Source organism: Anaerobacillus sp. QJM3NY_32 (assembly GCF_056173645.1).
Window position 1 is genome coordinate 3,814,711 of the sequence record NZ_CM149684.1, and the last position, 24,153, is coordinate 3,838,863.

Consider the following 24,153-nt stretch of genomic DNA (forward strand, 5'->3'; position numbering starts at 1 on the left):
CGTTAACCTCTCCTTTCAAAATGTACAATTTCTGGAACACCATCATGTAACCCACGAACAAGGGCAACATTTGCCCTTGTTACAAACACTTGCGTCCGAAAAGCATATATTGCCGTATCACCGATAGATACTCTTGATTCACGTTCAAGTCTTCCATAGTAATCAATGTACTCAGAATTTAGAGGCTTGCCTTTTAAAAATGTATCAAAAATACGTTCAGGGGAGCTTCCGACGTAAGCGCCTGTCATATTTCCCCTTTCGTAAAACCCTCCTCCAATCACATAAAAATTCTCCTCATCTTCATGAGAGACTTCAGATACATAGATAATAGCAGGATCCTCAGGAAGAGTTCGCACCGCATGAAGTGGGGTAGTCCCTGTTAGAGCATGTCCAGGTTCCCCATGTGTAACCCCGGCTTTTTTTAGCATTGGAATCGTTTCTGTACTTGTTGCACTTGGACCATTTACCTGACGAATATGAAATCCCGATGCTTCAAGGATTGCTTTTGCCGAAAGAATTGTTTTCAGGTTCTCCGTAAACAATAGCTCCTTACGTTCTTTGTCCATTAGCAATAACGGAAATGAAGTAACGCCCATTACTTCGATTCCTTTCAGCTGCTTTAGCTCTGGAATAAAACCTTGAAGCTCCTCTACCTGAAATCCTCCCCACTGTCCAGGATAAATCGTGTCTGATGAATTGATTACTCGCAGAATGACCTCCTGTTTTTTTCCCAGTTTCATAGCTGCATCTGATACTTGTCTTGCTCGCTCAATCGAAAAAACCGTCACAACTTCTGGATCGAAACTAAGAACCTCATCCCACTGATGTTTCCCAGGTTGGACAAGATGACCCACGTTACCAATACTGACACCGGAATGATATAGTCGGTAAGCTTCTTCAAATTCAACGGCAACAGCTTTTTCAATTCCATGTTCCGCAATCCAATTCCCGAGATCGCCTATACGACCAAGCTGCTTACTCATAAAATACAATGTAAAATCATTCTCTTTAGCAGCTTGCGCCATTCTTCTGACATTGTGGGCTATTGTGTCAAGGTCGAGAACATACGTATTGGGAGGAATAAGCCCAGATTGGTGAAGTTTTACTCCCGCTTTAATGAGTTCTGGATTTCTCTTCTTTGTAAGTGAAAGAAACAATGTAGTAGCCTCCTAAACAACAGCGTATAGATTATGTCTTGATGTATACTTACTCTCCTCGCAATGATTCTCGAAGAATACGAATAACAGTCTCTGCTCCAGCCTTCATAGGGTTAATCCGTAAACCATATTCAAGTAATGCGGGTGTACTTTCGAGGAAACTACCAGAAACTCGATAAATCATTGGAACAAGTTCAAAACGTGATTCTGCTCCAATTGGATATGTTGCTGCTCCAAAGGCCTTACTTCGCTCGATTACTTCACGGGCAACTGGCTCTTTCAGTTCAACAATGACATTCTTTGATTGAGAGTTTGTAATATATGCCTCTTTTACTCCATACACTTCACCTTTATTTAACAAGTCACATAGAACTTCAACTTGCTGACTCTGAATAGCTAATGAGACAGGTGCAAAAGGTAGGGATCGAAGTAACTCCATCGCTTCTGGTCCCTGAACTTGACTGCCTCCAGAATAATTTCGCTGTTGAATTGTTTTAATGGCGCTCTTCCCTATCACTACTCCAATTCCTTCAGGTCCAAGTAGCTTAAATCCGGAAAAAGTGGAATAATCAGCGCCAGCCTCTACACCAATTCCATGCATTTTCAATGCACAATAATTATCATCAACAACTACAATCATTTCAGGGTTGATCGTCTTAACTAACTTAATCACTTCTTTAAGACGATAAGTGTCGATTGGTTGCTGCCTTGCATGTTGGATATAGAAAACCTTTGCTTCTGAATGAGGAAGACTTTGTTTAATAGCATCTAAATCATTGAAATTCACTTCTTCCGTTCGTAACCCAAGCATTCGGATCGTTTCTTTAGTCGTCATATAAATAGGTGCAGTGTGAATCATCATGGATTCTCCCGGTTCAAGGAGGGCACTTAAGAGAGATCGAATTGCACCGGTACCCGATCCTCGCACAAGTACTGCCTGATCACCTCCAAAAATACTAGCAAGAACGTTCTCAACTTTCGCAGTTGTTCTAGGTCGTTTATAGATCGGATGCACACCGCGATCGCCATCATGGAACATTTCATTGTCTTTAAATTCCTTTGTGATATAATCCACAATTTCAAATTGTTTATTTGTTGCTTCTGCAAGTGACATCTGAGGTATAACAGATTCCTGGTATTTCAATGTTATGCAATCCCCTTTCGACTGAAAGCATGAGCTGGATTATCGATTAGCATCATTCTGATATTCTCATCAGACAAGCCTGCTTCTTTTAAACGAGGAACAAATTCATTGAGAACATAGTCATATCCAATACCTCCGTGCTTATGCCAATGTGACTTTCTAGTTAAATCAGCTGATAATAAAATCTGCGCACCATATCCTCTTTCAAATAGACGACAAATTGTATGAATTCGCTCTTCATCAGGTCGATAATTAATTTTTCCAATCGTATCAAATCCTACAAATGCCCCTGCTTCCACAACAGAAAGTACTCGTTCATCATCTTGATTAAGGTCTTGATGCCCCACAATCAATTGGTTCATTGGCAATCCAAGGGCAGAATAAAGTTCAACTTGCTCGACTCCCATCGTTCCGAGCGTTGTATGTGTGGTGAGCGGAAGCCCCGTTTCCATTGCTGCGATTCCCGCACCAGTTAAGAGCTCTTCTTCAATAGGCTTGATTTCATAGTGACTGCTCCCTATTTCTCCAATAACGCCAGGATAAACGTCTGTTCCTTCAATTCCGTTCTTTATTTCATCAATCATGTATTGTGCAAACTGATCGCGATTCCACTCAGTCGCTTGGTTTGGAAGGAATGGGTCTTTGTAAAAACCGGTACTTGCGATCAAATGCACTCCTGTCGTTTCGCTTAACTTTCTAAGGAGACTTGCATTACGACCCATTCCGTCATTCGTAACTTCTATCATCGCCTGCCCACCTGAAGCTTTAAAATAGCGAAGTTCTTCTTCCATTCCGCCTATATCGTCAAGAATAGTGTCAGGATCATTTTTAATTCGTGATAAATCAATACAAAGATGTTCATGAGCGGAACAAATCCCGAGCTCAGTAGGATCAATTGGTCCTCTAACCGTTTGAATCATCTTATCTCCTCCTTCTACTGTGGTATTTGCATGAGGCCAAGTACGACAAGAACATTCGCCAAGATACCAACTGCTATTGCGCCAATCGGTCCTACTGCCATTCGCACAATTGGACGGCCTGCAATCTCATTTAACAAATAGAACCCTGCAATGATAAAAAATCCAAGCCCTGGAGCAATAGCATTAGCTGCGTTTGCACCACCAATTAAAAGAGCCACTTCTAAAATTCGACTCATCGCTGTACGAATATTTTCTCCTGATTGTCGTACTCCGGGATATTTGTCAAGGAAACGTGCAATCTGACTCAATAACATAACCTCAAGAAAAACAGTAATAATACCAAGGATAGCCGCAACCCATACATTAGGAACAAGCAACCCTACAACGAAAATGATTGTAAACCCAACTGGACTATACACCCCTGTTGCAATCGCCGTACTAGCAACAAGTGGGATGAATCCCAGCGCTCGGGCTCCTGCAGCGATAGCAGCATCTGTTATTTTTCCGTCTGCTATTAAATTTAAAGATATTGGATCTCCAGCCATAATCAGAAGGTTCGTAGCCGCAGCAATAAGCCCACCCATAATCATGAAATAAACCACATGCTTTTTAATGCGATCGACTCTCTCACTGAAAACCGAAGCAAGATCAATCCCGCTTCCGTCCCCTTCAGGTTTTTGACGCACAGCATATGTAATTAAGAAAATCATTCCAGTAATGAGAGCCATTCCTTCTTGATTTAACGTAACCGTCGTATCACCAAAAGTCATGGCACCGCTTTCATTTAACCATACAGCTAATTGCCGAATAATGGCTGATGTAATAAACGTCAAAACACCTTTTTTAACACTGAATTGCAACGCCACTGCTAGAGCTGGAAATGCCATGAAGGTTACCACGACCGGCGATCCCACTTGCCCCATCGCATCTAGAAAATTCAATGGTAGTTTTTCAAATAAGGTGACAAATCCTTCTAGTCCAACTAACAAACCTGCACCATATGCGCCACCAACAATTGCTGCAACAGGCGTACCCCATTTATTTCGCGGGGTGATTAATCCAATAATATCTGTTCCAAGCAGAATGCTATGGATAAGAATAATACTCGCTGTAATGGTAAACGGAATCCCAAAACCAACTACAAGTCCAAAACTCATAGCAAAAGCCGTTAAACCAAGCTCTTTACGTCCCATTCGCCCTTCAGTATTTTCAGGTACAATTGGTCGTAAGCCGTCATTAAACACAGCTAAATTTAAATTTGCAAGAACAGCTGCCATAGCCCCGATCAAAATGACGAGAACCATTTCCATGTGCCGAACCCCCTTCTAAATTAAAGTGCTTTAATTGCTCTCATAATCATTGGAACGACCGTTTCCATATGATCAGCAGTAAAACCGAATGCTTTCTTTCCGTCCTTAACAGCCTGTTGAATTTTCTCTTCACTCGGTTTTCTTCCTGGCATTGAAACAGTTTCACAGCTTGGTTTTCCAATAATAGCAATCGCCATTGCTAACGCACCTCCACCACCAGTGTGACACGCTCCAACATAGTATTCTGCTTGACCTGTTTTTACTGCCATTGCCGCTTCTACATCTGATTTAATGGAAGTTTCCACTCCATTTGGTCCATGTTCCTTCACTAGGGCTTCGACTTCCTTTTTATCTACCTGTCCACCAATAACAATTTTCATAAAAAATCTCCTCCTATTTCATTTCTTTAAAAATAGATACATAGTGCATTTTTAAAAAAGCGATCTCAGATTTTGGAATTTCCTCACCCCAATTGGATTTAAGCCAATTAATCTCTCTATTCGCTAGATCAATTTGCTCAGATTTCTCTATTTCTGAAAAAAGCTCATCAGGTGGGCCGTCGACCGATTCACCGCGGGACATACGCGTTAAGGCTGATGCAAGATGAGTAACGAGCATTTCTATTTTATTTTGAGGAAGCGGCCTTTGCGTATGGTCACTTAATCTTTGCACCGCTTCCTCAGCGATAGTTGATGCTTCCTCACTAATCACATCGCCAGCTTTCAGAATATCTAGTCGTTCCTTAATCGTTGACATAAAAACCAACCTCCAATATACAGGATTTAGTATATTAAAATCATAGGGATTCAAAATGAAATCCCGCCTAATATCGAGGATAAATTTCCCCCTTTTCTACTCGAACTTGTAGCTCCTTGACGTTAAATACTGACAGGTCGAGTAGTGCATCTCTAAGTTCTATCCTCTCCCTATTTAAGAGCATAGTTGCTTCATTCACCTTTCGACTTAATTCCTGAGCTTTTATCGAACGAAACGATCCTTTACCCATTCCTTCAGAATGAATAATCTCATCCTTATTCCAAACTGCTGCATCAATTTCATTGTTCTTAAGCATCTCCATCATCTGCATGTAGTTCACTTCAATTAGCTGAACATCAATACCTTCTATTTCATACTCCGTTAGAAGATGCTGATCAGCTGAAGAATAATCAATACCTACCCGCATGCCGTTTTGAATACGCTCTGTTTTAGAGTCTGAAAAAAAGATTTCATGTCCGGAAACATATGAGTTATTTCCAAATGTTTTTGCCATTTCGATACGAGCGTCATTCCGAACAGCAAGCTCAGCCGCATGCCTTGAAACAATCACAAAATCATATCTTCCAGCTTTCAATGCCTCTATTCTATTCGATGAGCCTCTCATGAAAGCCAAATTAAAAGGTATTTTCATCATTTCAAGCACCTGAACTAAACCAGTAGCAAGGCCTTCATATTTTCGCGAATATGGTAAAGGCATTGCCCCCATAACAGAACCAAGTCCTGCAATATCCCAAAGTAGCTCTCGATCCGTTCTAACAAGAAACGTACCAAGGTGTCCTCTTGCTTCAAGAACAATAGCTCCTATTTCTTCGAGTAGACGTAACGCTCCCTGAATTGTCCCCCTTCCAAGTGATGTTTCTGTAACAAAATCACTTACGCGAGGAATACGGCTTCCTGGCTCGATCGCTATTAGATTAGCTGCAATTCTCCTAGCTGCCAGTCCATTCTTGCTGTATAATTTCTCCCATTTGCCTTCCATATCCTCACCTCAATATACAATTTTTCGTATTTTCACTTTAAAGAATAAATCAAAAATCTGAAAATTTCAACTGATTTCCTAAAAAAGAATGCGCGGTGTAATTAGTCACCTCGCATTCTTACTGTCTTTTTAACTATTCTATGCTAATAAAACTTGTTGATTTCTATAGGTTTGACACCTTCAAATAAAATATTGATTCACTCGACTTTTAGCGTGATATAAGGGTTATAAATAAAATAATAAAGTGAAAGCTAACAAAGCAAAACCGTTCTATATAAATTCTATAATTAAAACAAATTAGAATTAATCACCTTTGGTAAGTAAAAAGCAACATCCGGTACAAACGCAACTACTAGCAGTACTACGAGTACTATAGCTATATATGGCATAACGGCACCTAGTGAACGTTCAACTGGTAATTTTCCAATTTTCGCAGCTAAGAGTAAACATAAACCATATGGGGGCGTCACTAGACCTACAGCTAAAGTCATGATTGTAACGATACCTAATAGAATGGGATCAATCTCAAAACCGATCGCAACTGGCAAGATCACTGGGATAAATAAAATCATTGCTGGTATAGCATCCATGAATGTTCCTACAAAGAGGAAGAATGCAATGATAATTAATAGAAAAACCCATTTACTATCGATATTATTTGCGAAAAATTGTTCCGCCCATGATGATAATTGGTAGTAACTCATCAATTCTCCTAAAGCATTTGCTGCGGCTAAGGCGAATAAGGATAATGAACTAAGTGTTAACGTATCCACTAAAATTTTAGGGAAATCTTTTATTTTTAGTGTCTTGTAATAAAAAAGGCCAATGATGACTGTATAAAGTGAAGCAAATGCCGCTGCTTCAGTCGCTGTGAAAATTCCGGTGATAATCCCACCAATCAGAATTACGGGTGTCATTAGTGCAGGAATTGTGCCAACAAACTGTTTCATGAAATTTTTCATTGAAGCTTTCTGATATGTGGGATATCCTCTCTTCCTAGCAAGAATATAAACAAGGATCATCATACCGAGTCCAACGAGGATACCAGGGATAATTCCTACTAAGAACAAAGCGCCAACTGATACATTTGTTAGCCCCGCAAAAATGATCATCGGGATACTTGGGGGAATGATAACACCGATTGTAGAAGAGGCCGCTGTAATACCAACAGCTGTTTCAGTGTCATATCCTTGTTTTTTCATATTAGGAATTAGGATTTTACCAACCCCGGCCGTGTCAGCTTGAGCGGCGCCTGAAACCCCTGCAAAGAGCATAGATACGAGAATATTGGCGTGCGCTAATCCACCACGGATGTGCCCGACAATTGCTAGTGCTAAGTCTATTAACTTTTGGGAGATTTGGCCGCTATTCATCAAGTTAGCTGCTAGTATGAAAAGAGGAACGGCTAATAAAACAAACGAATCGAGACCGTTCAGCATTTTAACTGGTACTGTTACTTCAGGAATATAAGGTACGTTCATAATTCCTAGCAGGGCTACAATTCCGATTACGAAAGCAATAGGAATACCAAGAAACATCAGGATAATAAAGAGACCAACTAACAGAATACCAATCATTCGGTTACCTCCTTCTTAGAGAAGCTTCTTACGTTACGTAAAATGTGAGCAAACGTATATATCATCATCGTTCCACCCATAATCGGAATTGAAATCCATACATACCCCATTTTTAATTCCGGGATAGAAACCCAGGTATAGTTCCAGAAGTTTTGAACAGCTTCTATTCCTAAATAAAATAAACCTGTACTAAATACTAGAAGAATAAGATCATTAATGAGATATAGGCTGTTCTTACTTTTGCCAGTTAACTTATTCAACAGAAGATCGAATTTAAAATGCTCTCTTCGATTGAGCATGACGGATGCCCCCATAAACACGGCCCAAATAAAGGAATAAGTCGCAACTTCTTCCGTCCAAATAGCTGAAACCCCCATATACCGCGTAATAACCTGGATAATGATCGTGATAAAAAAGACAACTAGAAACAAGACACCAACAGTTAATTGAATTTTCTCAAGCAGCTTAACGAGCACGGCTAACTTCCCCTTTCTACAAGCGCAAGGCTAATGATTAGAATAAGAGCGAAGGTACCGACTATACCCTCGCTTCACTCTTTACTTATTTCAAATCACGAATTTTTTTCAAAAGATCCGTCGCACCAATTTCTTCTGCTGTTTTGTCTTGAATAGGCTTCGCTAATTCAATGAACGGTTTACGATCAATGTCATTTACTTCTGCCCCTTCATCAATAGCTTTTTGTTTGTACTCTTCTTCTTGCTTGTGAAGGACCTCAATCTCTTTCTTTACTGAAGCTTCAGCTGCTTTTAATACGGCATCTTTTTGCTCATCTGTATAAGAATCAAATTTCTTTCCATTAATGAGTAATAAACGAGTCGTGTAGTCATGCGCTGTTTCTGTGATGTACTTTCCATTTTCAGTTTTATGGTGATTTTGTTGAACGAAGTATGGATAAGCGTTCTCAGAGGCATCAACGACACCTTGTTGTAAAGCTTGATATAACTCTCCCCATGCTACCGATGTTGGTACAGCTCCAGTTTCTTCCCAGTACTCTGCAATAGCACCAGAAGTTTGCGTCCGGAATTTCATCCCTTCAATATCCTTCATGGAATTCAATGGCTTTTTCCCATAGTAATGACGAACTCCAGCTGTCCAATAGCCCAAAACTTTGAATGTATTATCAGACTTCTCATTAATCGTTTCAGCAATTTGATCGCCAACTTCTCCCTCAACTGCTTTCTCCCAATGTTCATAACTATTAAATACGTAAGGCATAGCGAATAGATCGATTTCTTTAATACCCGTTTTCGACATAAAACCAGGAGACACGAGAACAACATCAGCACCGCCAAGCTTAAGCTTTTCCACAAGTTCTGATTCACTTGTGCCCAGAGTTCCTGCATGGACTTCTACTTCAATATTACCGTCTCCATTTTCTTCAGCTACTTTTTTAAATTCCTTCATCCCATATTGGTAAGGATTTTCAGGTGAAGTTTGGTTATGTGCCGCAATAATTTTAATCTTGCCATTTTCGTTTGCTCCAGCATTTTCACTGTTACCGCACCCCGTCAAAAAACCTAGAGATAAAATCATAACTAACAATAATGTAAATACATATTTCATAAAAGCTCCCCCTTTATTTTCTGAATCCGCTTTCAAATAATGAAGTATGATTTGCTCCTCTTAGCTTTTCAACATATTGACTTGCCAATTCTTTTAAACTATTGAAATCGTCTTCTGACGTTAGATGATCACATTGAACAAGTTGGCCTCCAATCCCAACAACCTTAGCTCCCGCTTGGAAATAATCAAGCATATTTTCCTTATCGATTCCACCAGTTGCCATTATTTCAATTTGAGGTAGAGGACCGAGAATATTTTTTATATAACGAGCGCCCATTGTGTCCGCCGGAAAAACTTTCACCATATCAGCGCCTGATTCATAAGCTGTCACCATTTCCGTTGGGGTCAAGGCACCTATAATGCATGGGACTCCATATCTTTTCGCCACTTTAACTGTATTTAGATTCACCGTAGGAGAAACAATAAAATCGGCACCCGCCATAATAACTGCTCTGGCTGTTTCACCATCGAGCACAGTTCCTGCACCTATTAATAACCCATCAAAACTATCTCTAACTTTCCTAATCAACGTTTCAACCTCTGGTGTTTCAGCTGTTATCTCGATTGCTTTAATACCACCCTCATATAAAGCTTGAGCAATTGGTAATATATTGTTTTGATTTGCTTTACGGATGACAGGAATAATTTTTGCCTCCTGTACTTTTAGCAGGTTAGCCATTTAGTACACCTCTATTCCATATTTGCGTGTTTGGAAGTCATTCTTTCGTTATCCGTTTGCTTTGATTGATTAATTGTGTAGATGATAATAGCGTCTAGGAGCAAGTGCAGCGATTGATCAAATTGGTTTCCAAGCGGCTGAATCGTACTAGGCTCTTCTGGTAATCTCTTTTTAGTTGCTGCAGGAACGACTAACACATGATCACTTATTCCAGCAAGCCTAGAGCTGCCATTCGTTGTAACCGCTGAAATACATGCTCCTATTTCTTTTGCTTTTTCTGCATAAAAACAGATAGACTGAGTTGAACCTGATCCAGAGATAGCGATTAACAAATCACCAGTTTCGATATTCGGAGTAACGGTTTCCCCTGTAACATATACCTCATATCCACCATGCATTAATCGCATAGCAAATGCTTTTCCCACTAGTCCAGAACGTCCCTCACCAGTCACAAAAATTCTTTTAGCTTCTTCTATATGAGTTGAAAGCTGCTTCGCTTGATCTTCGTTCACTTCTGATAACACCTGATTAACTTCATTAACTACAGTGTGAATGACTTTTTTCATATTCCTTGATCGCCTCCTTAATTTGTGCAGCCGCTTGTTTACGGTTATCCTGCTTCGTAATGCCTCCCCCAACGATTAAAGTATCGGGAGCGTAAGAAAGAATTGATGACAGAGAATCAAGGTTGATTCCACCTGCTACAGCAATTTCTATACCTGAGGATTCGCTTACAAGTTCAAAGAGATCACCGGTGATATTTCCTTTTTTCTGCATATCTTTACCAAAATGTAGACTAATGAGATCGACTCCAAGGTTTTGGAGCTGATTGATGCGCAATTTATTAGTAACGCCCAGTAAATCAACCATTACTCTGCCTTTATGCTCTAAGGCTACGTCTAACATATCGGAAATCGTTTGATCTGCTGCGAAAGCCATGACTGTCGTAATATCAGCCCCAGCTTCAAAAGCCTGAGCAGCTTCATGTTTGCCCGCATCACATGTTTTCATATCTGTTACAATGATTAATTCAGGAAAGGACTCTCTGATTTCCGTTACAATTGACATTCCGTATTCTTTGATAACACCAGTTCCAATCTCAATCCAGTCGATGGAATCATATGTCTCTCCCAAAATGTCTAAACACTCTTCACGGGATAGCCTGTCCAATGCTAATTGAAGTTTCATCTATCTCACCTCTCAATAAATTCTCTTTCTCCAAGCTGTGTAAGAACTTCACTTAGTTCTGGCAACCCTTCATTATCTCCATAAACGCTCACTACCATAGAACCAATTGCATTTGAGAACTTAAGAGTTCTTTCAAGAGTCCAGCCATTTAGTAATCCATAAACAAACCCTGCATCAAACCCGTCTCCTGCTCCTACCGTATCGACCACTTTTTTTGGAGGTATTGCTGGCGCATGAACAAGTTGACCATTCTTATAAGCACTAGCTCCATGCTCACCTTTTTTGATCGCTATTGTTGAAATACCGTATCTTTGACAATCCTGCGCAATTTGTTCAGGTTCATGAACTCCAAAAAGTAATTCAGCTTCATCTTCACCAGTAAGCAGTACGTCTACATATGGAAGCAGTTCTGTTAAGCCGTACTTAGCTTCTTCGGGAGACCACAATTTCAATCGTATATTAGGGTCGAAAGTGATTATCGCTCCATTATCTTTTGCTATCGTGGCAGCTTTTTGGAGAAGTGAAATATTCTTATCCGGATTAATTGCAGCAAAAACGCCAGTTATATGTAACACCTTGCAACGTCTCAGCATAGCTTCATCAAGGGTAGCCTCTGTCAGTGCCTCCGTAGGTGATTGATGACGATAATAGAACGTTCGACCATTACCGTCTTCTCTAATCTCCTTGAAATTCAACGAGGTTGAATATCGATCGAGCAACTGCACTTCTGAAACATCGATTCCCTCACCTCTAGCAAAATTACGAATATATTTTCCAAACTCGTCATTCCCTAACCTACTAATCCATCCTGTTTGTAACCCGAGCCTTGCACATCCAACAGCGAAATTAAATTCAGCTCCACCTGCTTTTCTTTCAAAATTGGAAGCATACCGCATTGGGCCATGATGTGAAGGATCAAATGTGATCATCGCATCTCCAATCGTAACAACATCTTTTTTCATGCCCGATCTCCCTTCTATTTAGTTAACTGATTCTCTTATCATCAATTTTGGTTCAAAACGATACTCTGGCTGATCATTTATCCTTGTCGTTTTGTTAATTTTATCCAACAAAATCTCGGCTGCCATTTTACCCATTTTAAAAGTAGGCTGCGCAACTGCCGTGATGGGAGGAGTAAAGAAACTCGCATACGGTACATCATCAATTCCGATAACAGATAAGTCCTCAGGAATGCGCAAAGATTGCTGCTTGGCAAAACGAAGCACTTCTTTTAGTACAAAATCATTTCCTGCAATAATACAATCTGGAGGTGAAGGAAGTGCTAACATCTTTTCAAGTGATGAAGCAATCAAATCTGGATCAACACATTGGATATAATCTTCTTTTAATTCAATGTTTCGTTCAATCAGAGCTTTTTTATAACCTTCTACTCTCTCATACCGTGAAGAGATGTTATCTATAAAAGATGTAGTCATAATGGCAATACGCTTATGCCCTTTACGAACAAAATGTTCAACAGCTAATTCGGAAGCTTTTTCATTGTTGAGCATTATAGAGGATGCTGGAATATCTGGAACTAGACGATCTAGAAAAACGAGCGGATATTCTTCATCCAACATTTGTTTGTAGAGTTCACGGTTGTTACCCGTTGGAAAGATAATCAATCCGTCCACCTGTTTGGCACGAAGCATTTCAATGTAACGCTTTTCTTTAACTGGATCATCATCAGCATTACAAATGATTGTATGAAAACCTTTTTCATGACACAAATCTTCTACTGCTCTACTCACTTCTGTTGAAAAAGTATGGAGAATATTAGCAACAATGACTCCAATTGTTTTCGTAGATTTTTGTTTCAAGCTCCTGGCTACAATGTTTGGTTGATAACCAAGCTCTTTAATCGCTTCTTCAATTCTTACTTTCGTTTTTTCACTCATATAGTCATATCGTTTGTTTAAATATTGCGAAACGGTGCTCTTCGATACTTGTGCTTTTTTTGCAACGTCTGCCATAGTTACAGTTCTCATAAATCATTCTCCACATCTAAAGTGATTTTACTAAACCGATTTAGTAAATCGATTTAGTTGTATTATAAAGGGTATGTAAGCGTTTTACAACCCTTGATTTTAAAATCGACAGATTATTTAGTCAATACTACGGTTACGGTACAAAAGAGAAGGAAAAAATAAAAGAGTGGGAAAGACATTTGTCTTCCCCACTCCTCTAAGCCCTCACATCCCAACAAACTCCTTCTTCCTCTCTCGAAACACCGTCCAATTCTTAAATCCAATCTCCTTCAGCTTTGTTCGAACTTCTTCAAATTCTTCTCCAACGCGTAAAGGCCAATGAGCGTCAGATCCGAAAGTAACTCCAACACCATAATGGCAGGCCATTTCGAGCATGTCATTCGCGGGATACCAGCCGCCGCAGTCTTTATGCTTACCAGATGTGTTGATTTCAATCGTTGACTCAAGCTCTCCGAGTCGCTTCAATGCTTTTTCGACTTCAGGTGTTTGAACGTTTGCGAAGTCTGGATAAAATCCCTTCATGGCATCAATATGGGCTAGAATATCGAAGACGCCGCTTTCAGCTGATTCTACGATTAGCTTGTAATAATGCTCTTTTTCTTTGCGTATGTCTTCTTCAATTAAATTTTCCCATCGACTTTTATCAAAGATGTTAGTTCCATTACTAAAATGAACAGAGCCAATTATATAGTCAAACGGGTACTGATCATAAATGCTTTTATATAACGGGTAATGGTCTCGAAAAAAGTCAGATTCAACACCAAGCAAAACGTCAATCTTGCCACGGTACTTTTCCTTCAGCGAGAGCACTTCTTCTACATAAGAAGCGAACTCACTCTTGGCCATAGCAATGCGAGGCAACGCTCGATCCTTCTCACTTGCAAAAAACGGTGAATGATCAGAAATTCCGATCATCTGCAAATCATTTTGGATTGCTGCTTTTATGTAATCTTCAATTCCTGCTTCTGCATGACCACATCGTTCATGGTGCGTATGGTAATCAAATTTCATCGTACCGCTCCTTCCCAATACTTGTAAGTCGTAATATCGTTATCCTACCATATTTGTCTTATAAGAGTTGACTTTCACGCAATGTATTTACAGAAAATTGATACTCACGATCTATATTTTTGAAAATTCTAACATAATTAAATTGACATCGTTTTCATAATTCAGTAAAGTTAAATCATAATAAAGAACACCGTTCCTTATTAAGGAACAAGGAGGAGGCAGTTTATGCAATCACAATTGGATGTCGTCACACTCGGTGAAACCATGGTGCTTTTTGATGCCGCTTCTACCGGCCCTCTTCGATATACGAATCAGTTTAACAAGCGAATCGGCGGGGCTGAATCAAACGTAGCGATCGGTCTTTCAAAGCTTGGTCACTCTGTAGGCTGGATCAGTAAGCTGGGCGATGAAGAATTAGGTCATTTTACATTAAATGCCATTCGTGGCGAAGGGGTCGATACAACGAATGTCCTTATGGACCCTGAAGAACAAACGGGCTTATATGTTAAAGAAAAGCGAACAGATCACAATCAAGTTTACTATTACCGCAGTGGTTCCGCTGCAAGCACTATGACTACAGCAGACATCAACTGGGACTACATAAAAAGGGCGAGAATCGTTCACTTAACTGGCATTACTCCTCTGTTGAGTGAATCTTGTTATGAGCTAGTGAATGAGGTTTTCCACTTTGCTAAAAAACATGAAATTAAGGTTTCATTTGATCCTAATATTCGAATAAAACTGCTGAAGAATATTCCAAATGGACAAGAAAAATTGCTAGACCTCGCAAGACAAGCGGATATTCTTCTTCCAGGACTAGACGAAGCTGAACAATTGATAGGTACAAGTGATCCTGATGAAATCATTTCATTTTTTCTAGCCTCTGGCGTTCAGAAAATCGCGATAAAAAACGGAGCAATTGGGACCACCTTTGCCACAGCAAATGGTGAGAATGGATTTGTGAAAAGCTATCCTGTCTCTAAAGTGAATGATCCCATAGGAGCAGGAGATGGTTTTGCTGCAGGAGTTCTCTCTGGCCTTCTGAAGGGGAAAACATTTCAAGAATCTGTTGATCTTGGCTCATTAATTGGTTCCATCGTTGTTTCTGTATTTGGCGATATTGAAGGGCTTCCAACGATTCAAGAAATTGAATCTTTAAATGCAACGAAACAGGATGTATTAAGATAAAAGGAGTGGGAGAATGAAACAGGCGATCTTAACAAAAATGATTGACGGTGGTGTTGTAGCCGTCGTTCGAAAAGTTGACCGAGATAAAGTGATGCAAGTGATTGAAGCGATCGTAGATGGCGGGGTTAGTGGGATTGAAATCACACTTGATTCTGATGGGGCACTTGATGTGATTCGTGAAGCAAATCTTGCTTTTAAAGGTCAGGCAGTTGTTGGGGCAGGTACCGTTCTTGATGCGCAATCAGCAAACATGGCGATTCACGCTGGTGCCGAATTCATTTTCTCTCCAACAATGAATACAGAAACCATTTTGACCGCTAATCGATATGGTAAAATTGTGATACCTGGTGTATTCACGCCGACAGAAATACTGCAAGCCCAACAAGCTGGGGCAGATCTAGTGAAAATTTTCCCTGCAAGCGTACTTGGACCAACTTTCATTAAAGATGTAAAAGGCCCTCTCTTTCACGTGCACATGATGCCAACCGGCGGAGTAAACCTTTCAAATACAGCGGAATATATACGAGCTGGGGCAGCTGCCGTTGGTGTTGGTGGCTCCCTATTACAAAAAGATTTAATTGCAGAAAAGCGATACAGCGAACTACAATCCCTCGCAAAGCAATATTGTGTTGAAGTACAAAAAGGCCGACATGTCCTTGTCAATTCGAATTAAATCGTTCTGATTGTCGTGATCGGTCTAGGAAAGGAAGATGTTATGATTCAGTCTGTCGATCGATCACTTCAAATTTTAGAGCTATTGAAAGAAAAACCAGAAGGAATGGGCATTACAGAGCTCGCTAACAAGCTTAATGTGGCAAAAAGCACGATACATCGACTAGTTTCTACCCTTGAGTCACACCAATATATCCAGCGCTCGGCTGATCAAACATCTTATCGACTTGGGTTGAAATTCATTGAGATGTACCATGTGGTTGTCGATGAATTAAATATTTTAGAAGTCGCCCGGAATGTTCTTGAGGAATTAAGTGAACGAACTTCAAAAATCGCTCACCTTGTTATGATCGAAGAAGATCATCAAGTCATTTATCTTGATAAAGTAGAGACACAATCCACAATTCGAATATACTCCCGTACTGGGCGAAAAGCTCCGCTTCATTGCACAGGTGTAGGGAAAGCGATCTTAGCATATTCGAGTGATAAGCAACTAAACGATTTCCTTTCAACTAAAGAGTTATTTAAGCTAACAGATCGGACCATCACGGACGCTACAGAATTTCAAAACGAATTAGAAAAAGTTCGTCAAAATGGCTTCGCTATTGACGACGAAGAACACGAAGAAGGCATTCGTTGCATCGCTGTTCCGATCTTTGACCATCTCGGAAGTGCAACGTACGCGATCAGCATTACAGGCACCGTTCCTCAAATGTCAGAAGAGCGTTTAGCTGAATATTTACCCATTCTGAAACAAGCCGGGAAAGAAATATCGAGAAGACTCGGGTATAAAGGAAGCCGATAGGAGTGATCCTATCGGCTTATGATGGTGCCTGTCACTCGCGGTTTATGTCGAATCTCTCTCCCCCTTACTATCCAACCTTTCTCCCATGTCTATCGGTCTGTTTTTAGTAAATTCTGATATTTTACATTCAATCCGTTTACTATCCTCCGTTCCTTATATATACTAAAATCGAAACGTTTCACTAATTTTGAAAGGAAGTGGATTCATGAGAAAATTTCTTTTGTTTTTTCTTGTAGCAGCCATTGTTTTAACCGGATCCTTGCCAGTCACTAATGCTGAAAGTTCTACCAAAGGAAAGAATCATGCCTTTTCCAAACAATTGAAAGCGATTTCAAAGACGACGTATCGGTACTTTGAAGATTTCACGGATGAAAAGACTGGATTAACGTATGATGCCGTTCGAATGAAGAATGGTGAAAAGACAGTACAAGACTTTACATCACCAACAAACATCGGCATGTATTTCATGAGTACAATATCTGCTCAAGAAATTGGGATAATTTCAAGAGATGAAGCAGTCCACAGGATTCAAACTACACTTCAAACATTAGAAGAACTCGAGACGTGGAATGGTTTATATTATAACTGGTACTTCACTAAGGATGGTTCACTTATGACCGACTGGGGTGAGTTCATCTCAACCGTTGATAACGGCTGGCTATCCGCTGGTTTAATCGTAGCCGGACAAGCTTATCCTGAGTTAAATGATCAAACAAGTGAATTAGTGGAAGCGATGGACTATTCTAAGCTCTACGATTCAGAGGTTGGCCAAATGCGCGGAGGGTACGATGTAGCAACTGAAAGTGTTACAGAGCATCACTACGGAGCGTTTTATACAGAACCACGCCTTGCGAGCTATATCTCGATTGGTAAAGGAGACGTTCCTGTAGAACATTGGTGGAAAATGTACCGGACAATGCCTGCAAGCTGGGATTGGCAATCTCAAGTACCAGAAGGCTATACCAAAACATATGATGGGATTGATGTATTTGAAGGTCACTATACATACAATGACCAAAAGTATGTACCAAGCTGGGGAGGTAGTATGTTTGAAGCCTTGATGCCGGGTCTTGTCTTGAAAGAAAAGGAACTTGGCCGAAATGCCCTCGGCTTAAATAATCAAAAGCATGTGGATATCCAAATCGAGTATGCAAAAGAAGAGCTTGGCTATCCTGCATGGGGATTATCTCCTGCCGCAACTCCTGAAGACTATTCCGAATTTGGCGCAACTCCTCTTGGTATGGAAGGTTATAGTGCAGAAGGAGCAATTGTAACACCACACGCGTCTTTCCTTGCATTAGAGTACGCACCTAAAGAAGTGTACAAGAACTTAAAAACACTTAAAGACTTTGGTACTTACGGGAAATACGGCTTTTATGATTCGGTAAATGTCCTAACTGGAGAAGTAACAGAAGCGTACCTCGCGCTTGATCAAGGAATGTCTATGGTTGCGATCGCAAACTACCTGGAAGATGGCATTATTAAGGAATACTTCCATGAAGATGGCATTGGCGAAAAACCAGAAGATTTATTAATAAAAGAGAATTTCTCAATTAAATAAGGTAAAAATAAACCGGGATATCGAAACGTATCGATATCCCGGTTTCATTATTTTATTCCACAATTACCTCAAATGTTACATCATAACCAAATTTCAATAGTGTTCATGCCGCTATTCAAATACTTTTCAGCAACTGCCTTTCGAACAACCATTCCGCCCTCACGATAACGATTAGAGCTAAGAGCTGTTTCAACTCGCTGACCGTTAATATGAACTTTTCTTTCTTCATTTGTTAGATGATACTGAAAAGTAACGTCCAGCCCCCAGAACTGATAGTGCAATTGAAGGCCATCTAGTCTATTAGGAAGGATAGGGTCAAGCACCATGTTTCCTTCTTCCTGGCGGATGCCAAGTGCATTTGTTACAAGCTGATTCATATAAATTCCTGGTCCACTTGAATAAATCCGCCAACCGCCTTTCACCGGAACTGATCCGCTTTTAAGATCATCAAACCGATTCTGCGCCTCGTAACGCGTATTGAATTTCCCATCTGAACTACTGAAGTAGGCATTACTTTGTCGTTTCTCTGCGTTTGACACCACATCCGTAATACCAACCGGATTAATAACTTGTAGCCCCTTCCAAACTTCTTCCCTTTGGCCAAGTTTCGCCATTGCCTCAATAAAACGAATATGTGCATGAACATATTGAAGTCCAATTTCTCTTCCAAAGTTCGCTGCTTGCTCCGCTCTTTTGAAATGAGTACTCACTCCACCTTTATAATTCGCAGGCTTATCCATTAATCGAACACCATCCGGACATGTGAGCTTTTCTTTAATAATTTGGTAATGATCTCCTGCTTCCTCTGCAGATAAAAGCTCACTGATCATCCCTCGAATCATCGGTAATAAACGATAATGGATACCTGTCTTCTTATCCTCTGGATGAAGCATCTTTTCAGGACGCTTTTGATCTTCCATATATAAAAACCCTGGAAGAACTCCTGTATCGAGGAGAAATTTCTGATAGTCGCGTTCAATTCCAAGTGCAAGCTCCTGAAGATCCTTTTTCCATTCAGGCTCTACTAGTGCATCCGCAAACTTACGCACAGCCTGGTAAGTCAGCGCAACCGTCCAGCTACTCACCATGTATTTTTTTAATTGAGCGTTCGCAGGCTGAAGGGTATCATCCCAATCCCCATCACCATAAGAAGAAAGGAAGGTATCGTTGAGAAAATGTCGTTTCACATACTCAATCTGTTTTTTAATATGTTCCTTCAATGAATGTTTCTTTTCGCTAAATGTAAAATCTTCTCGCAGGGTATATGGTAATTCCATAGCTAAAATTGTATGATCACCTGTTACAGCAAGGTAGTCAGCGACGACTTTTAGCGGCCAAATCACAACATCCCCATGACTTTCCTCCTGCTGAACACCCCCATACTCATCAAACATAAACCACTGTGGCCAGTTACCTTCATCTTCATATTGATGAGCATATACTGTTTGAATGATTTCTTTCACAGAGTCATAATTCTGCGTCGCCATGAAATATTCAGTTGGCCCCTGGCAAACATCTCGTGTTCCCCAAGCTGCCCCAATCGATTGCTCAAGACCTCTTGGAACAGAATAATGCACAAGCATATTGTGCGTGTACCACCAAGCAAGTGCGTTCATTCTGTCTAACTCGGCATTCTTTTCTTTATGACTGAGATGAAACTGATTCATAACCTTTCCTAAATAGTCCCGGTAGCGTTTAATTTCAGCACTTGCATCTCGTTCAGAAGGAGCATACTCTCCATCACGTGTCCCCTGTATATGTAATGAGAACTGTTGTGTAGATTGAATTTGAAGCACAACAAGCGAAGCATCCCCTTCTTCAATAGGATGAACGAGTAGACGCTCATCTCCCACTTCCATATCAGTACCGGAGACGGACAACTGATAAGTGAGGTTAGGATTGACCTTTGTACTTTCGGAACTATGTGGTCGGAACGTTAAAACACGACCTTTCTGCTCCACATCATAGACTTCTTCATATTCATGGTTAGCCATTGAGATTTGATTCGTAACCAAATAGCGATATTCTTTACCACTTTTCGAACTCACATCTAACTGCACTTGCTGAGAATCAACGGTTGTAAAATTTGTGATGATAATAGTGTCGTTCTCAAATTTGTAATACCAGCGCGCGTAATTAAATCCCATTTCAAATAATGAAGGCATTGTTAAAAGTCGATAGGTTCCTTCGTATTCCACATACAATCTCTGGCCCGACGTTTTTAGAACATTAAGGGGATTACGCTGATTGCTCATCATCTTATGAAACGATGTATTTCCTAAAGAAATTTGGGAATTGAAGACACCATACATATAGGACGTTGTCGAAATAACATTCCGATTCAATCGATCATTTTCCCCAGACATCAAAATATGCCCATGTGGCCGTTCGACTAGAAGTTCTTTTTGCTTTAATACGACGTGCTCATACGTATCGGTGAAAAAAGATAGTAGCGCCCCATTCTCACGCTCTTCTTGTTGACGATTAGGAAATAGCTCGATGATATCTTCCTCTGTCATATCAAGAGATTGAATAGGCTGTCCGACATGATGCTGCACTCGTTCTTGTGCTTTTTCTAGGTGTGGGTCCAATTTAATCGAATCCCAAGAAGCGATAATGTTATCTCGACTAACAGGCTTTGAAGTCGAATGAGGATGATCATTTTGAAATAGTCCATAAAAAGTGAATTCTTTTTCTCCATTTAACTTCACGCGATCTGTTTGAAGAGCTGTATAGGCGAATTCATATTGATAGATTTCATTTGCTAGCGACTCTTCCTTCAACCTTTCTGGTTCATTTGTTTCCTTATAAGATAACCCGAAGAACTGAAAACCATCTGTAGAATAGCCTTTTGTATTCCCGAGTGAACCTTGTTGAAGGTAAGGAAATCCCCCCTGTTGTGGTTGATTTTGACGTGTACAAACGATGTAACCATCCTCTTCAAAAACGGTATGATCCATATACTGAGACGTGTATGCTTCATTTGTTCGAACACCGCCTTTTTCAGCAAGTCCAAGATCCTGTCCGTATACAACGTCTACTTCAACATCATTTCCTTCAAGCGTGACGTTCCAGAACCAAAGATTCTGTTCCGTAAGATGAAAAGCAACGGTATAGTGCACATCCGCAACTTTCCCTCTCCAAATTGCCTCAGACGTTCCAAATTGAAAAGTACTATTGGATTTAGTTCCGATTAAAGGGTATGTGCTAATTTCTTCATTCGTAAACACTCGTAAATATAAATTATTTAATGCACCATCAATAGCATTCGATAGCACTTGATTGATCATAATATTTCCCGTCGTTAATTCATAAAGATCTCCACTTTTTAGAAAAATGGCTTCCATGTCTCCAGCTCGTAAACATGCTTTTCCTCGATCGATCATTATCACTCGAGCCCCACTCCTTTACTTCACTAATTTAAATGGCAATTCTTGAACGTCATGACTGTTAGAACCAACAAAAGCAATATAGTTTCCTGGATCGCTTTCAAAAGATAAATCACTATGATGATAACGAAGTTGCGTCTCTGTTATTGTAAAGACAACTTCCTTTGTCTCACCGGGTTGTAACGTAATTTTCTTAAAATCTTTCAGCTCTTTCATTGGTCGTACAACCTCTCCAGCGATATCTCTTACATATAGCTGAACGACTTCCTCACCTTCATATGACCCAACATTTTCAACAGTCACGTGAACGACTAAATCTTCTTCACTCATAATAGAATCGGATAGTGTCGCATTACGGTAAGTAAAGTCTGTATAGCTTAATCCAAAACCAAACGGAAATACCGGTTCATTCGGAATATCAAGATATTGCGACACATAGCGAACTTGCGCATCCGGCGCATCTTTCGGACGTCCCGTGTTAAAGTGATTGTAGTAAACAGGTACCTGTCCAACTGAATGTGGAAACGACATCGCTAACCGTCCAGAAGGATTCGCATCTCCGTAAAGAAGATCAGCAACTGCCGCCCCTCCTTCCGTTCCTGGATACCACGCCTCAAGTAACGCATCAGCTTCCTCAACCACACCGTGAAGATCAAGCGGCCGTCCATTAAAGAGCACAGCAACGATAGGTTTATTCAGCTTCTTCATTTCAGCAATGAGCTCAAGCTGAACCTTCGGAAGACGAATGTCGCTTCGACAACCTGCTTCACCACTCATATCTGAATCCTCTCCAAGAGCGAGCACAATCACATCTGCATCCTTTGCAACCTCAACCGCTTCTTTTAACGCTTCTTTTGAGCCATTTTCGATATCGCACCCTTTAGCAACTTGCAAAAGAGAAGAGTCTATTTTTGATAACAATCCTTCCTTTAAAAGAACGGCTTCATCTCCTGACCCTAACCAAGACCACGGGCCAAGAATGTCATTACTCTCTCCAAATGGTCCGATAAGCGCTACTTTCTGCTCTTTCTTTAGAGGAAGCACAGAATCATTTTTTAACAGCACGCTTGATTTCTGAGCAAGCTTTCTTGCCACTTGCCGATGTTCTTCGCATAAAACAACTTCCCTTTCCCGTTCAACATCAGCCCCTCTGAATGGATTTTCAAACAATCCGAGCTTCTCCTTCAGATCTAGAATTCGAAGTACAGCTTCATCAATGACCTCTTCATCTATAGCGCCTTCTTCGACAAGCTGTGGTAGGTGGTGAACATAAGTCGAGGTCATCATCTCAATATCCACTCCTGCAGCAATCGATTTTAATGCAGCTTCTCGCTCATCTTCCGCAACACCATGAGGAATGAGCTCCTTCACGGCCCCCCAGTCAGAGATCACGACACCATCAAAACCCCATTCTTTACGTAGTAAATCGCGCATTAACCGCTTATTCCCACTTGCCGGGATGCCATCGACCGTATTAAATGCCGTCATCACCATTTCACAACCCTCATCAAGGGCAGCTTTGTACGCAGGTAAATAGGTTTCGCGAAGCTCTCGTTCTGATAAATCAACATAGTTATAATCACGACCGCCTTCAACGGCACCATATGCAGCGAAATGCTTCACACAAGCGGCAACTCGTTCAGCATCGTTTCTCAAATCTTCTCCCTGAAAACCTCTCACAAATGCCCGTGCATATTCACTATTTAAATGTGGATCTTCTCCAGTCGATTCCATCACTCGTCCCCACCTAGGGTCTCGAACAAGATCAACCATCGGAGCAAAGGTTACGTGAATGCCCGAAACGCCCGCTTCCCGAGCTGCCACTTTTGCGCTTTCTTCTGCAAGGTTCAGATCCCATGAGCATCCAATGGCAAGTGGAACCGGAAAAATCGTTTTATAGCCATGAACGATATCAGACATAAAAAGAAGAGGAATCCCTAATCTACTTTCTTCAAGATAAGTCTTCTGGATATTGCGGATATTTTCCGCTCCGGATGCTCCGAGAACAGAACCACTATGACGAACCTGTTCTTCATCAAGGTTTAGCTGTTCTAATGGACCCGTTATCTCCCCAGCTTCTTTCGCCCCTTTAAAGAAAGGCGTTGCGAGCTGCATCAACTGAGCTGTTTTTTCATGTATCGTCATTTGACTAAGTAAGTTCTTCAATTCATTAGGTTTCATTTCTTTCCTCCTCACCTTTTATCGAAACGTTTCAATTTTATCT

22 protein-coding genes are annotated in these 24,153 nt (G+C 40.6%); 4 read left to right on the forward strand and 18 right to left on the reverse strand.

Features of this window, described 5'->3' with window-relative positions:
- Positions 1–2: 2 nt before the first annotated feature.
- The 16 genes from AC0VYH_RS19680 to AC0VYH_RS19755 all read right to left on the reverse strand — a co-directional run bounded on the left by AC0VYH_RS19680 (position 3) and on the right by AC0VYH_RS19755 (position 14,314).
- Positions 3–1,157 (reverse strand): YhfX family PLP-dependent enzyme, encoded by a 1,155-nt coding sequence (locus AC0VYH_RS19680; protein ID WP_475368029.1) that lies wholly within the window; start codon positions 1,155–1,157, stop codon positions 3–5.
- Positions 1,158–1,206: 49 nt separating this feature from the next.
- Positions 1,207–2,301, reverse strand: a complete 1,095-nt coding sequence (locus AC0VYH_RS19685; RefSeq protein WP_475368030.1) for an aminotransferase class V-fold PLP-dependent enzyme — start codon at positions 2,299–2,301, stop codon at positions 1,207–1,209.
- Between the two features lie 2 nt (positions 2,302–2,303).
- Positions 2,304–3,221 carry a phosphotriesterase family protein gene (locus AC0VYH_RS19690; protein ID WP_430243329.1) on the reverse strand — a complete coding sequence of 306 codons (918 nt, stop codon included), beginning with the start codon at positions 3,219–3,221 and terminating at the stop codon, positions 2,304–2,306.
- Between the two features lie 14 nt (positions 3,222–3,235).
- Entirely contained in the window at positions 3,236–4,531 is a 1,296-nt protein-coding gene (locus AC0VYH_RS19695; protein ID WP_430243327.1) for a YhfT family protein, read from the reverse strand.
- Between the two features lie 20 nt (positions 4,532–4,551).
- Entirely contained in the window at positions 4,552–4,911 is a 360-nt protein-coding gene (locus tag AC0VYH_RS19700) for a DUF2620 domain-containing protein (RefSeq protein WP_226615500.1), read from the reverse strand.
- A gap of 13 nt (positions 4,912–4,924) precedes the next feature.
- Positions 4,925–5,287, reverse strand: a complete 363-nt coding sequence (locus tag AC0VYH_RS19705) for a PRD domain-containing protein (protein ID WP_475368031.1) — start codon at positions 5,285–5,287, stop codon at positions 4,925–4,927.
- Between the two features lie 67 nt (positions 5,288–5,354).
- Positions 5,355–6,287: a GntR family transcriptional regulator YhfZ gene (gene yhfZ / locus AC0VYH_RS19710; protein WP_475368032.1), complete on the reverse strand. Its 933-nt coding sequence runs from the start codon at positions 6,285–6,287 to the stop codon at positions 5,355–5,357.
- 287 nt (positions 6,288–6,574) lie between these two features.
- Positions 6,575–7,864 carry a TRAP transporter large permease gene (locus tag AC0VYH_RS19715; protein WP_430243320.1) on the reverse strand — a complete coding sequence of 430 codons (1,290 nt, stop codon included), beginning with the start codon at positions 7,862–7,864 and terminating at the stop codon, positions 6,575–6,577.
- Entirely contained in the window at positions 7,861–8,340 is a 480-nt protein-coding gene (locus AC0VYH_RS19720) for a TRAP transporter small permease (protein WP_194218612.1), read from the reverse strand. The genes AC0VYH_RS19715 and AC0VYH_RS19720 overlap by 4 nt, the downstream gene beginning before the upstream one ends.
- Before the next feature lie 85 nt (positions 8,341–8,425).
- A complete protein-coding gene (locus tag AC0VYH_RS19725) occupies positions 8,426–9,448 on the reverse strand; it encodes a TRAP transporter substrate-binding protein (protein WP_475365949.1) in 1,023 nt (340 codons plus the stop codon).
- 13 nt (positions 9,449–9,461) lie between these two features.
- On the reverse strand, positions 9,462–10,127 hold the full coding sequence (locus AC0VYH_RS19730) for a bifunctional 4-hydroxy-2-oxoglutarate aldolase/2-dehydro-3-deoxy-phosphogluconate aldolase (protein WP_430243314.1): 666 nt from the start codon (positions 10,125–10,127) through the stop codon (positions 9,462–9,464).
- Between the two features lie 11 nt (positions 10,128–10,138).
- Positions 10,139–10,693 carry a 6-phospho-3-hexuloisomerase gene (gene hxlB / locus AC0VYH_RS19735; protein WP_475365950.1) on the reverse strand — a complete coding sequence of 185 codons (555 nt, stop codon included), beginning with the start codon at positions 10,691–10,693 and terminating at the stop codon, positions 10,139–10,141.
- Positions 10,665–11,315, reverse strand: a complete 651-nt coding sequence (hxlA, locus tag AC0VYH_RS19740) for a 3-hexulose-6-phosphate synthase (protein ID WP_475365951.1) — start codon at positions 11,313–11,315, stop codon at positions 10,665–10,667. The genes hxlB and hxlA overlap by 29 nt, the downstream gene beginning before the upstream one ends.
- 5 nt (positions 11,316–11,320) lie before the next feature.
- On the reverse strand, positions 11,321–12,277 hold the full coding sequence (locus tag AC0VYH_RS19745; RefSeq protein ID WP_475365952.1) for a sugar kinase: 957 nt from the start codon (positions 12,275–12,277) through the stop codon (positions 11,321–11,323).
- Between the two features lie 18 nt (positions 12,278–12,295).
- Positions 12,296–13,303, reverse strand: a complete 1,008-nt coding sequence (locus AC0VYH_RS19750) for a LacI family DNA-binding transcriptional regulator (RefSeq protein ID WP_475365953.1) — start codon at positions 13,301–13,303, stop codon at positions 12,296–12,298.
- Positions 13,304–13,507: 204 nt separating this feature from the next.
- Positions 13,508–14,314 (reverse strand): histidinol-phosphatase, encoded by an 807-nt coding sequence (locus AC0VYH_RS19755; protein ID WP_475365954.1) that lies wholly within the window; start codon positions 14,312–14,314, stop codon positions 13,508–13,510.
- Positions 14,315–14,539: 225 nt separating this feature from the next.
- On the opposite strand from AC0VYH_RS19755, the gene AC0VYH_RS19760 reads away from it, so the two are divergent.
- From AC0VYH_RS19760 to AC0VYH_RS19775, 4 genes are all read left to right on the forward strand, one after another.
- Positions 14,540–15,502, forward strand: a complete 963-nt coding sequence (locus tag AC0VYH_RS19760) for a sugar kinase (RefSeq protein WP_475372966.1) — start codon at positions 14,540–14,542, stop codon at positions 15,500–15,502.
- Positions 15,503–15,515: 13 nt separating this feature from the next.
- Positions 15,516–16,175, forward strand: coding sequence for a bifunctional 4-hydroxy-2-oxoglutarate aldolase/2-dehydro-3-deoxy-phosphogluconate aldolase (locus AC0VYH_RS19765; RefSeq protein WP_475365956.1), 660 nt, complete (start codon positions 15,516–15,518; stop codon positions 16,173–16,175).
- 42 nt (positions 16,176–16,217) lie between these two features.
- Complete coding sequence (locus AC0VYH_RS19770; protein ID WP_475365957.1) at positions 16,218–16,979, forward strand: IclR family transcriptional regulator; 762 nt, start codon at positions 16,218–16,220, stop codon at positions 16,977–16,979.
- Between the two features lie 205 nt (positions 16,980–17,184).
- On the forward strand, positions 17,185–18,540 hold the full coding sequence (locus AC0VYH_RS19775; protein WP_475372967.1) for a glucoamylase family protein: 1,356 nt from the start codon (positions 17,185–17,187) through the stop codon (positions 18,538–18,540).
- Between the two features lie 80 nt (positions 18,541–18,620).
- Here the strand turns inward: AC0VYH_RS19775 and AC0VYH_RS19780 are convergent, their stop codons facing one another.
- Together AC0VYH_RS19780 and bglX are read right to left on the reverse strand one after the other, a co-directional pair.
- Positions 18,621–21,926, reverse strand: coding sequence for a GH36-type glycosyl hydrolase domain-containing protein (locus AC0VYH_RS19780; protein WP_475373806.1), 3,306 nt, complete (start codon positions 21,924–21,926; stop codon positions 18,621–18,623).
- Positions 21,927–21,947: 21 nt separating this feature from the next.
- A complete protein-coding gene (gene bglX, locus AC0VYH_RS19785) occupies positions 21,948–24,110 on the reverse strand; it encodes a beta-glucosidase BglX (RefSeq protein WP_475368036.1) in 2,163 nt (720 codons plus the stop codon).
- Between the last annotated feature and the right edge of the window lie 43 nt (positions 24,111–24,153).

Coding starts and splice junctions, on each gene's coding strand:
- AC0VYH_RS19690 (WP_430243329.1), bottom strand. CDS start 3,221: ATGATTCAAACGGTTAGAGGACCAATTGATCCTACTGAGCTCGGGATT.
- AC0VYH_RS19695 (WP_430243327.1), bottom strand. CDS start 4,531: ATGGAAATGGTTCTCGTCATTTTGATCGGGGCTATGGCAGCTGTTCTT.
- AC0VYH_RS19700 (WP_226615500.1), bottom strand. CDS start 4,911: ATGAAAATTGTTATTGGTGGACAGGTAGATAAAAAGGAAGTCGAAGCC.
- AC0VYH_RS19705 (WP_475368031.1), bottom strand. CDS start 5,287: ATGTCAACGATTAAGGAACGACTAGATATTCTGAAAGCTGGCGATGTG.
- yhfZ (WP_475368032.1), bottom strand. CDS start 6,287: ATGGAAGGCAAATGGGAGAAATTATACAGCAAGAATGGACTGGCAGCT.
- AC0VYH_RS19715 (WP_430243320.1), bottom strand. CDS start 7,864: ATGATTGGTATTCTGTTAGTTGGTCTCTTTATTATCCTGATGTTTCTT.
- AC0VYH_RS19725 (WP_475365949.1), bottom strand. CDS start 9,448: ATGAAATATGTATTTACATTATTGTTAGTTATGATTTTATCTCTAGGT.
- AC0VYH_RS19730 (WP_430243314.1), bottom strand. CDS start 10,127: ATGGCTAACCTGCTAAAAGTACAGGAGGCAAAAATTATTCCTGTCATC.
- hxlB (WP_475365950.1), bottom strand. CDS start 10,693: ATGAAAAAAGTCATTCACACTGTAGTTAATGAAGTTAATCAGGTGTTA.
- hxlA (WP_475365951.1), bottom strand. CDS start 11,315: ATGAAACTTCAATTAGCATTGGACAGGCTATCCCGTGAAGAGTGTTTA.
- AC0VYH_RS19745 (WP_475365952.1), bottom strand. CDS start 12,277: ATGAAAAAAGATGTTGTTACGATTGGAGATGCGATGATCACATTTGAT.
- AC0VYH_RS19750 (WP_475365953.1), bottom strand. CDS start 13,303: ATGAGAACTGTAACTATGGCAGACGTTGCAAAAAAAGCACAAGTATCG.
- AC0VYH_RS19755 (WP_475365954.1), bottom strand. CDS start 14,314: ATGAAATTTGATTACCATACGCACCATGAACGATGTGGTCATGCAGAA.
- AC0VYH_RS19760 (WP_475372966.1), top strand. CDS start 14,540: ATGCAATCACAATTGGATGTCGTCACACTCGGTGAAACCATGGTGCTT.
- AC0VYH_RS19765 (WP_475365956.1), top strand. CDS start 15,516: ATGAAACAGGCGATCTTAACAAAAATGATTGACGGTGGTGTTGTAGCC.
- AC0VYH_RS19770 (WP_475365957.1), top strand. CDS start 16,218: ATGATTCAGTCTGTCGATCGATCACTTCAAATTTTAGAGCTATTGAAA.
- AC0VYH_RS19775 (WP_475372967.1), top strand. CDS start 17,185: ATGAGAAAATTTCTTTTGTTTTTTCTTGTAGCAGCCATTGTTTTAACC.
- AC0VYH_RS19780 (WP_475373806.1), bottom strand. CDS start 21,926: ATGATCGATCGAGGAAAAGCATGTTTACGAGCTGGAGACATGGAAGCC.
- bglX (WP_475368036.1), bottom strand. CDS start 24,110: ATGAAACCTAATGAATTGAAGAACTTACTTAGTCAAATGACGATACAT.